The organism is Rhodoferax sp. (genome assembly GCF_018063565.1).
Taxonomy (GTDB): domain Bacteria; phylum Pseudomonadota; class Gammaproteobacteria; order Burkholderiales; family Burkholderiaceae_C; genus Rhodoferax.
The window spans coordinates 1-9,017 of the sequence record NZ_JAGPBB010000113.1 but is presented as its reverse complement, the minus strand read 5'-3'; the positions used below and the strand labels follow the sequence as shown (position 1 = coordinate 9,017).

Below are 9,017 nucleotides of genomic sequence, written 5' to 3'. Positions count from 1 at the left end.
CCTCGCCTTTGCGCGAGCAGCAATTACTGTTGCTGTTAAAAGATGCGCGCCGCTGGGTGGGTTAATCGACGGCGCGACGTTGCCCGCGCGGTGTTAACCAAATGCGGGGCATTGGCGAAAGTCAGGTCACCCGTCATTCCGAATCGACAAGACGAATGTTTTTGAAACCGATTTGGCGCTGCCGGTGGCGCGGGCGGTCACCGTCACAGTGAAAACTTCCGCCACAGTTAGAAAACCCCCAGCGTCGTATTCCCCAGAAACTACTCCGGTAGACGCGTCAATCGCCAGCATTGACGCAGCCGGCAACCCGGTCGCCGAATAAACCATCGTCCGGCCTTTGGGATCGGTCACCCCGCCGGTGGCGATTGATGAAATTGGAAAGTTGCCAGCATAGTCACTGACAGTTAAGTCCCCCAAACCCGCAAACGCCGATCCCGGCGGCACCACCGGTGCCGGGTCAGCATCTGCCAGATTGAGCCCGGCAGCCACCGTGCTGCCGCCCGCCAGCACACTGCCCACTTGCAGGGTCGATCCGGTCACCAGCTCCAGTCCCGGCTTGAACGTCAGAGTGTTGATCGTGACCGGTGTGCCCAGACTGTTCTGCACCGCGACCGTTCCGGTGTACCCGTCCGGCAGCGTTACTGTGGCGGGATTGCTGCCACCACCCAGCACCACGGTGTACAGCACATCGGCCAGCGCTTGCCGCAGGTCGGTGGCCATGCCCACGCCCACCAGCGCCGCCGTCAACACCCAGGTCATCACGGAGGACGCGCGTTTGCGCAGCGTCACCCAAGCTACCCCCGCCATCAACAGCGCCAGCAGCCCCATGGCCTGGAGTGACAAGGGAACGTTGTGCGCCGTGATCGGCGTAAAGCCGATACATACGCCGGGGCAGACACCCTGCGCCCACAGCGCGCCAGGATCGGTCCAAAGTGAAGCAAAAACAGTAGCGAAAAACGCCCGTGGTTATTGCGCTAAATGCCAAAATTGCTTGGTAAAGTCAGCGCAGAGCGCTGTTCATACGCCTGTCGCCTCCCTGAAAAGAAGCAGCAAGCCAATAACAAATGCAGGCAGCCTCAAAAACCAAAAAAGGCCCCTAAGGACCTTTTTGATCTCAGGCCGCAGCCTGAAAGCGATAAGCTGTGCTTAGTAGCTGCTACGGCCACCACCGTAACCACCACCACCGCCGCCGGAGCGACCACCACCGGCACCGCCGCCGTAGCCACCACCGCCGCCGCCGCCAGAACGGCTACCGCCGCCACCGTAACCGCCGCCACCACCACCACCGCCAAAGCCGCCGCCACCCGAGCGGGGAGGACGAGGCTCCATCGGACGGGCTTCGTTCACCACCAGACCGCGGCCGCCAAACTGTTGGCCATTCATGGCATTGATGGCGGTTTGTGCCTCGGCATCGCTACCCATTTCGACAAAACCGAAACCCTTGGAGCGGCCGGTGTCACGTTCCATCATGACCTTGGCGCTAGAGACGGTGCCGTGTTGGGAAAATGCCTGTTGCAGGTCATCGTCACGGAAAGAATATGGCAGATTGCCGACGTAAAGTTTGTTGCCCATGAAAGGACTCCTCAAAATAACTCAAAACGCGATGGAGTCCATAACCGCAATCAACAAACCATTGAAATTAGCGCAGACGCGAGACTGACATACACCGCAAACTCATACTGCCTTTTCAGGGGCAATACGGGGCGCATGATACGTCAAGTTTGAGTTTTTCTACAATTTATTTGCTATACATCAAAAAATGCGTTGGTTTGTTGTGTAAAGCGCTCATTTCTCGGACGCTGGCGGCTCCGACTCGGAGTAGTTGCGCCATTGCCGCATGGCGTTGTGCATGGTCAACACCTGGCGCTCGAAGGTCGGGCAGGTCTTGCAGATCAACATATGCAGTTGCACTGCCAGTCGTTCGCGCCAGGGCAGCACCCGGTCTTCACGGGCGATGACCAGCGCAGTCACCTGCTTGCAGCTTCGGTTCAGTGGCAGCATCGACATCATGGTGTTCAGAGACTCGCGGGTTTGGCAAACCAGTTCAACTCCAGGCATTCGCGCAGGCGCAAGCGGGCTCGGTGCAGTTGTACATACAGGTTGGTCGGCGTCAGGCCGAGTTCCTTACAGATGTCATCACTCGACAGCTCCAGCCACTCGCGCATCAGAAATAGCCGGCCCTGGCTGGCTGGTAACTGTTGGGCGCAGGCATCCAGCACCGCCATGAACTGGCGACTACTCAAGTCCTGTTCGGGATTGCCCCAGTCCGAGGGTGCCTGTGAAAAATGCCCATCCGCCTTAAAGCCCAGATACTCCAAAGGGTCAGCTTCATCGTCGTCGTGACGGCTGGTGCTGATCTCGCGGCCGTGCAGGCGCAGTGCATCAATTACCTTGTGTTTGAGGATACCGATCAGCCAGGTTTTGAGCTGTGATCGTTGTGCGAACGCCTGCGGCTTGGCCAGCGCAGCCAGCACGGTCTCCGACACCACATCCTCGGCCCACGCGTCATTGCGTAGCTGCAACCTGGCAAACCGCAGCAAGTCAACACGGCAAGCCACAAGCTGCTGCTCGAAGCTGATCTGGCAGGTGGGGGTATCGGCCACTTTGGATTGAGAAAAATCAAAAAATAAATACCCACACTTGTAAGAAGTCAGGCGCGAATGTGACTAAATCATAACCAGCGAGCCAGACACCGGACAAGGGTCTGGGCGCGGGTTAAACCAACCTAATTTCTTAACTAATGGAGTTTCCTATGAACCAACGTCTCGTGATCGCCAGCGCCGCTGCCTCCCTCATGTCTTTGGCCCTGGTGGCCAGTCCGGTGGCTGCTGCTGAAAAAGAAAAATGTTTTGGCATTGCCAAGGCCGGGCAGAACGATTGCGCCAGCCTGTCGGGTAGCCACTCCTGCGCAGGCCAGAGCAAGGCCGACATGGACAAGGGCGAATGGAAGTACGTGGCCAAGGGCACTTGCAAGGACATGAAGGGCCTCTCGATCGACGAGGCAAAGGCGGCCGTCAAAAAGAGCTGATCAATCTGCAGTTGCCATAGCAGTGTGTGTTGCAGGCGCGCGCAGTGATGCGTGCGCTTGCTCTAATCTTCTGCAATCAACCTGTGCGCCAGGCTGTGTTCGCAGGCTTTGAAGACAATATAAGCAGCCAAGCTGGCATAACCAGTCAGCAAAATCTCCGCCAACTGCAACAAGCCGCCATCCACCATCGCCTGCCAGCCATGCTCCAGCAGGAGATTGGCGTTGGCCTGCGCCACGTAGATCAGGTTCAAGGTGCCGGCACCAAATGCGATAAAACTGATACCCATCACGGCAAAACACAACCAGACCCGTCGCAGGACGACCCGTTGAAACCATATTTTCATGAAGACCTCTTTCTTGAATTGCTCAGATGAGTGTTTGGGACGAAGAATCAACGCAAAATCGTTCACAAGCGGTTGCCTATTGCCATGCAATCAAGCCCGAAAGTTACCACGCGCCAGTCGGTACCTCTCAATCATGATGCATTCCTGAAAAACGTGAACGCAAGAATATTTTGGTTATGCCTGTAAGAAACCGGCGGCCAGTCAGACTCAACAATAACCAAAGTCGAAACTGCCCCTGGGGCAGTACGGTCCAAGGTTAAGTTCTTTCATTCAACTATTTTCTGGAGTTTTCCGATGAACCAACGTACCCTTATCGCCAGCGCCGCTGCCTCCCTCATGTCTTTGGCCCTGGTGGCTGGTCCGGCCGCTGCAGCGGAAAAGGAAAAGTGTTTTGGCATTGCCAAGGTCGGTCAAAACGACTGCGCAAGCATCAGCGGCGTGCATTCGTGCGCCGGCCAGAGCAAGGTCGACATGGACAAGGGTGAGTGGAAATATGTGGCCAAGGGCACTTGCAAGGACATGAAAGGTCTGTCTTTGGACGAAGCCAAGGCCATGGCGAAAAAGAGCTGATTGACTTTTTCGTTGCGTCTGGCAGCCCACGCCCCAAGAGTCCACCATGTTGACTGCATCGCCTGAGACTATTGCGGTCGCTCGCCCAACACCGCAAAACCCAGCAGTGGGCATCGGCTGGCGCCACCCGCATTACGCCGAACTGTTGCAGCGTCTGCCAGCGCTGGATTTTCTGGAAGTGCACTCAGAGAACTTTTTCGGTTCGGGCGGTGCGGCACTCGCGGTGCTGGAGCGGGGGCGTGCCCACTATCCGATCAGCCTGCATGGTGTGGGGCTGTCACTTGGTTCTGTGGCCGGGCTGGATCCTTGGCACATAGACCAGTTGGCACAACTTGTGCAGCGCATCGATCCGGTGCGCGTCAGCGACCATGCCAGCTTTGCCCGGGGTCGTTGGTCGGGTGCGGCCGGGGGGCTCACCATCCACGCCGCTGACTTGCTGCCAATTCCCTTTAGCTCCGAGGCACTCGACACCCTGTGCGTCAACGTGCAACGCGTTCAGGACCGGCTGCAACGCCGCTTCATGGTGGAGAACTTGTCTGCATACCTGCGGTGGCTGCCGCAGCCTGACGAGGCACTGTTGTCGGAAACTGATTTTTTCAACGCATTGGCTGCGCGCACCGGTTGTGCGTTGCTGGTGGATGTGAACAACATCTATGTCAATGCCCTCAACGCTCGCATTCACGGTGCGACAGCAGACCCGGTGCAGCATTGTCTGGCTTGGCTGGACCAGATAAATCCCGCGCATGTCGCCGAAATCCATTTGGCGGGCCATTGCCATGTGTTGCCTCAGCCGGGTGAAGATGTGCTAGCCGAAATTGTGGTGGATGACCACGGTAGTCGGGTTTGTGCCGAAGTCTGGCAGATTTATCAGCACGCCCTGGCCCGGTTTGGCGCTGTGCCCACACTGATTGAATGGGACACTGACGTGCCGACGCTGGATGTGCTGCTCGATGAGGCGGCCCGCGCTCGTGGCATGTCGGGAGTCATCTCATGAGTGCGTTGGCTCGGAAACAGCAGGCGTTGCTGGCAGCACTCTTTGATTGGCCATATGAAGATGCTACTCAAAACATAGCTAACTATGCCGATGAAAAATGGGCTAGAGGGCTGAAAGTTTACCAGGCCAACGGTCATGCCCTGGCGTGCAACGCCCTGCGCGCGGCATACCCGGTGGTGGCGCAACTGTTGGGCGAAGAGAGTTTTGATGCGCTGGCGCGTGCTCTTTGGCACGCGCAGCCACCGCTGCGCGGCGATGCGGCCCAATGGGGCGGCGCATTGCCTGAGTTTGTCCGCGTCAGCGATCAACTTGCCAGCGAACCGTATCTGCCGGATGTGGCGGCGCTGGAATGGGCCCTGCACCTGGCCGCCAGTGCCGCAGACGCCAGCGCCGACCCATCGAGTTTTGCCTTACTGGCTGATCATGACCCGGCTGACCTGGCGTTGCTGCTGTCGCCTGGGTGTGCCAGCCTGGGCAGCCGTTACCCGGTCGTCAGCATCGTCAATGCCCATCTGCTTGCAAGCCCCAGCCTGCAACAGCTTGGTGAGTTGCTGGGCGCTGGCGTCAGTGAGGACGCGCTGATTTGGCGCCAAGGCGTGCGACCGCTGGTGCGCCAGGCGCTCAACGGCGAGGCGGCGTTCGTGGCGGACCTGATGGGCGGCCAAAGTTTGGGCTACGCGCTGGGCCAGGCCCCGTCACTTGACATCAGCGCCTGGCTACCGATGGCGGTTCAGACCGGTTTGTTATTGGGGGTTTGCCAGAAAAGAGAGCCATCACACAATTCTGGCAGGTGTGCCTAACTATCCAGTTTTGTTTTGACCCGCGTATTCAATAGTTTTAGGAAAAATGACCATGCCAACTGTTTCCAATGTGCCATCGGCGCGCCCGGCAGATTTTTTCGGTCGCTTACTCGGCTTGTTTCACGGCCTCAATGCGGCGATGGATGCGTTGCAGCCCGCCGCAGCGCTGTTGGCGCGTGGCTATGTTGCCGAGGCGTTTTTCAAGTCGGGCCTGACCAAACTTCGCGATTGGGACATCACGCTGGCACTGTTTCAGGACGAATACAAGGTGCCGCTGCTGCCACCGGAAGTCGCTGCCGTGATGGGCACCTGCGGTGAACTGGTGCTGCCGGTGCTACTACTGCTGGGCTTGGGCGGACGGTTTGCGGCGCTGGGCTTGTCCGTGGTGAACGTGGTGGCCGTGATCTCGTTGACCGAGATCGCTCCGGCTGCGCTGCAACAGCATGTCACCTGGGGGGTGTTGCTGGCAGGCGCGGCGGTGTTTGGCAGCGGCCGCTGGGCACTTGACACCTGGTTGATGCAGCGCTGGTTCGGACATCTTGCCAGGCGTGGGGGCCATCTTTGAATATGGTAGTCTGTGCACCATGAAAGCCGCGCCCGTTGAGCCCGAACGCCGGACCTTGAACCCGGCTCAACAAATTCGATGGCCGCGCCGGCTTTCCTGGCGGTTGGCCCTGGGGTTTGGCACTCTGGTGGGCTTGATGTTGCTGGTACTGGCGCTGGTGATACTCCAGATTCGCGCCATGACCGTGCTGACCGAGCGGTTTGCCACGGACGACATGCAGCGCCTGCTTCGCGTGCAGTCATTGGCACTTACCACCGAAGGCGTTGGAAATGCCCTGCTGCACCTGATGAATGCGCCACGCGAGCAGCGTGTACCGGTGTATGCCGATGTCGACGAACGCAATCGACGTATCGACGGCATCATTCAGTCGCTGAGCAATAACCTCGATGAACTGACACAGGTGCAGACGCTGCGTCGCCTTAACGAGGCCCGCGCCGCCTATTCCGAAGCCTTCATCGCCACGGTCGATGAGATCGAGGGCGAGGATCCAAAGGCGGCCCTGGCGGTTTACCGCGCACAAGTGATGCCGGCATTGCAACAGGTGCTGACCGAATCCAATGTGCTGATCAACCGCGAACGCGAACGCATCGAGCAACAAATGGCCGGGGCACAGGCCCGGTTTGAACAACTGGCATTCTGGGCAGTGGGGCTGTCGTTGCTGGCGGTGGGCTTGGGCCTGGCGCTGGCAATGGGCACCACCCGCAGTGTGGCGCTGCCGCTCAAGCAATTGAAGGCTGCTGCCCAACGCATTGCCGGGGGCGACTATCAGCATCCGGTGGTGGCCACCGGAACGGACGAGATCGATCAGGTCGGCCAGGCACTGACCGCCATGACCGGCGCCATTGCTGCGCGCGAGCACGAGATCGAGCGACTGGCATTTTCAGATCGACTGACCAGCTTGCCCAACCGTACCTTCCTGCTGCAGGCTGATATGGGCATGCCTTTATCTGCGGGCGCTGGCGACTCATTGTCAATGGCTGGCGCTGATGGTGATCGAAAGACCGAGCGGCTTGACTGCCTTTGTCGCAGCCTGCTGCTGTTTGACCTGGCAAGGCTCAAGACCATCAACGAAACGCTGGGCTTTGCCACAGGTGATACCTTGATCAAGGAAGTCGCCTCGCGTGCCCAGGCTGTATTGAAGGCCGTGAGTCAGTCCCAGGCAGCCGGTCTGACGGATTTCCAAGGTTCAAAGACCCTGCTGACGCATATTAACGGTGGCAGGTTCGCGATCGTTTCAGAGTTGAACGAGCGCGCTGCCGTCGAGCACTTGCAGCGGCTTCTGACAGAGGCGATGGTGCAGCCGGTGCAGTGCGGCGACCACAGTGTGGATCTGAGTCTGGCGTTTGGCCTGGCTGATTCCACTGCAGATGCGGCCCTGCCGGTGATCACCCTGCTGCGCAATGCCGAGGTTGCACTGAATGCCGCCAAGCGAGCGGCGCACGCCTTTGCCTGGTACAACCCGGCGCAAGAAGCGGCGCGTTTGTCGCACTTGGGTCTGCTTTCGGATCTGCGGATGGCGGTTGCGCAGTCGCAATTGCAGATGTGGCTGCAGCCGAAGTTTTCGCTGCAGACCGCTGCGCCGGTGGGTGCCGAGGCGCTGGTTCGCTGGCAGCATCCGACGCGCGGCTTTGTCTCTCCGGCGGAGTTTGTGCCGTTTGCCGAGCAGACCGGTGCCATTACCTTGGTGACGGACTGGATGCTCGATAAAGCCATGCAGACCCTGCAGCAATGGCAACAGCGCCAGCCGCAATTGAGCATCAGCGTCAATGTCAGCACGCGTGATTTGCAAGACAGTACATTTTGCCAGCGGGTACGTGAGCGCATGACGCATTACGGCATCGCACCGCACCGACTGCGTTTGGAGATTGTGGAAAGTGGCTTGATGCAAGATGCATACACCAGCATCGCCCTGTTGCACTGCCTGCGCGATGCCGGTGTGGAACTTTCGATTGACGATTTTGGTACCGGCTACTCGTCGCTGGCGTATCTGCAGCAGTTGCCGGTCAGCGAACTCAAAATTGACCGCAGCTTTGTCACAGACATTGATAGCAAACCTGGCAGTCTGCAGCTGGTTAAAACCATGATTGAGATGGGGCATGGCATGGGTTTGCTGGTCACCGCCGAGGGCATTGAGACCCAGGCCGAACGCGACACCCTGAAAGCACTGAATTGCGATGTGATGCAGGGCTATTTCGGCAGCCGACCGCTATTTGGCGACAAACTGCAGGCTTGGTTTGACCAGCTGCCAACGGAGAGTATCGCCGCTTGATCCGGTGCGCGGCAAACCCTGTGGTTTAGGGCAGGGTCAAGAGCGCGGGCGGCAAAGCCGACCTTGAGTTGGTTTTAGTGCGGAGTCTGTTGTTACTCGTCCCGGCTGTTGCGATAACGAACCCAGCCCAGCTTTGGCAACTTGATGCGACTGTTTACCTGGTCGATTTCAAACTGCTTGGCATCGGGATAACGAAAGCTCTCGCCACTGCCTTTGCGCTTGAATCGTGGAAATTCAGCACGTTTGGCAAAGAAGTTTTTGTACGCCCGTTCCAAGTCCTTGAGAGCGTGCTGTAACGCGTGACAAGGTGCATCTTTGAGCCACGGGGTTTCAGTCCCATTGCGCCAGTCGGTCAACGACTTCGCCAGGGCCACGTAGCCAATGAACTTACCACCGGCCTCGTAATTCGTTTTCTGCAATGCCAGTGCCTTGTTATAGACGAACCGG

The 9,017-nt window shown here is 58.6% G+C and carries 11 protein-coding genes and 1 pseudogene; 6 read left to right on the top strand and 6 right to left on the bottom strand.

Features of this window, described 5'->3' with window-relative positions:
- Window positions 1-126: 126 nt before the first annotated feature.
- The 4 genes from KBF66_RS17445 to KBF66_RS17430 all read right to left on the bottom strand — a co-directional run bounded on the left by KBF66_RS17445 (window position 127) and on the right by KBF66_RS17430 (window position 2,579).
- Window positions 127-843, bottom strand: a complete 717-nt coding sequence (locus KBF66_RS17445) for a hypothetical protein (RefSeq protein ID WP_296660361.1) — start codon at window positions 841-843, stop codon at window positions 127-129.
- A gap of 303 nt (window positions 844-1,146) precedes the next feature.
- Window positions 1,147-1,572 (bottom strand): RNA-binding protein, encoded by a 426-nt coding sequence (locus KBF66_RS17440; protein ID WP_296660359.1) that lies wholly within the window; start codon window positions 1,570-1,572, stop codon window positions 1,147-1,149.
- A gap of 213 nt (window positions 1,573-1,785) precedes the next feature.
- Window positions 1,786-2,007 (bottom strand): zf-HC2 domain-containing protein, encoded by a 222-nt coding sequence (locus KBF66_RS17435; protein WP_365732553.1) that lies wholly within the window; start codon window positions 2,005-2,007, stop codon window positions 1,786-1,788.
- A gap of 8 nt (window positions 2,008-2,015) precedes the next feature.
- Entirely contained in the window at window positions 2,016-2,579 is a 564-nt protein-coding gene (locus KBF66_RS17430; RefSeq protein ID WP_296660365.1) for a sigma-70 family RNA polymerase sigma factor, read from the bottom strand.
- A 173-nt stretch (window positions 2,580-2,752) separates the two neighbouring features.
- Between KBF66_RS17430 and KBF66_RS17425 the strand changes: the two genes are divergently transcribed.
- Window positions 2,753-3,028 (top strand): DUF2282 domain-containing protein, encoded by a 276-nt coding sequence (locus tag KBF66_RS17425; RefSeq protein ID WP_296660353.1) that lies wholly within the window; start codon window positions 2,753-2,755, stop codon window positions 3,026-3,028.
- 62 nt (window positions 3,029-3,090) lie between these two features.
- Here KBF66_RS17425 and KBF66_RS17420 read toward each other — a convergent pair whose 3' ends face one another.
- Entirely contained in the window at window positions 3,091-3,372 is a 282-nt protein-coding gene (locus KBF66_RS17420) for a hypothetical protein (protein ID WP_296660350.1), read from the bottom strand.
- Between the two features lie 294 nt (window positions 3,373-3,666).
- Between KBF66_RS17420 and KBF66_RS17415 the strand changes: the two genes are divergently transcribed.
- From KBF66_RS17415 to KBF66_RS17395, 5 genes are read left to right on the top strand one after another with little or no spacing between them, the layout of a single operon-like run.
- Window positions 3,667-3,942, top strand: coding sequence for a DUF2282 domain-containing protein (locus KBF66_RS17415; RefSeq protein WP_296660347.1), 276 nt, complete (start codon window positions 3,667-3,669; stop codon window positions 3,940-3,942).
- Window positions 3,943-3,988: 46 nt separating this feature from the next.
- The gene (locus KBF66_RS17410) at window positions 3,989-4,936 is read left to right on the top strand and encodes a DUF692 domain-containing protein (protein WP_296660345.1); all 948 of its coding nucleotides are present in this window, start codon (window positions 3,989-3,991) and stop codon (window positions 4,934-4,936) included.
- On the top strand, window positions 4,933-5,736 hold the full coding sequence (locus KBF66_RS17405) for a DNA-binding domain-containing protein (protein WP_296660342.1): 804 nt from the start codon (window positions 4,933-4,935) through the stop codon (window positions 5,734-5,736). Before KBF66_RS17410 ends, KBF66_RS17405 begins: the two co-directional genes overlap by 4 nt.
- Window positions 5,737-5,788: 52 nt before the next feature.
- Window positions 5,789-6,301: a DoxX family protein gene (locus KBF66_RS17400; protein WP_296660339.1), complete on the top strand. Its 513-nt coding sequence runs from the start codon at window positions 5,789-5,791 to the stop codon at window positions 6,299-6,301.
- Between the two features lie 19 nt (window positions 6,302-6,320).
- Window positions 6,321-8,570 (top strand): EAL domain-containing protein, encoded by a 2,250-nt coding sequence (locus KBF66_RS17395; protein ID WP_296660336.1) that lies wholly within the window; start codon window positions 6,321-6,323, stop codon window positions 8,568-8,570.
- A 98-nt stretch (window positions 8,571-8,668) separates the two neighbouring features.
- On the opposite strand, the pseudogene KBF66_RS17390 reads toward KBF66_RS17395, so the two are convergent.
- Window positions 8,669-9,017 (bottom strand): annotated as a pseudogene (locus KBF66_RS17390) (transposase); the annotation flags it as partial.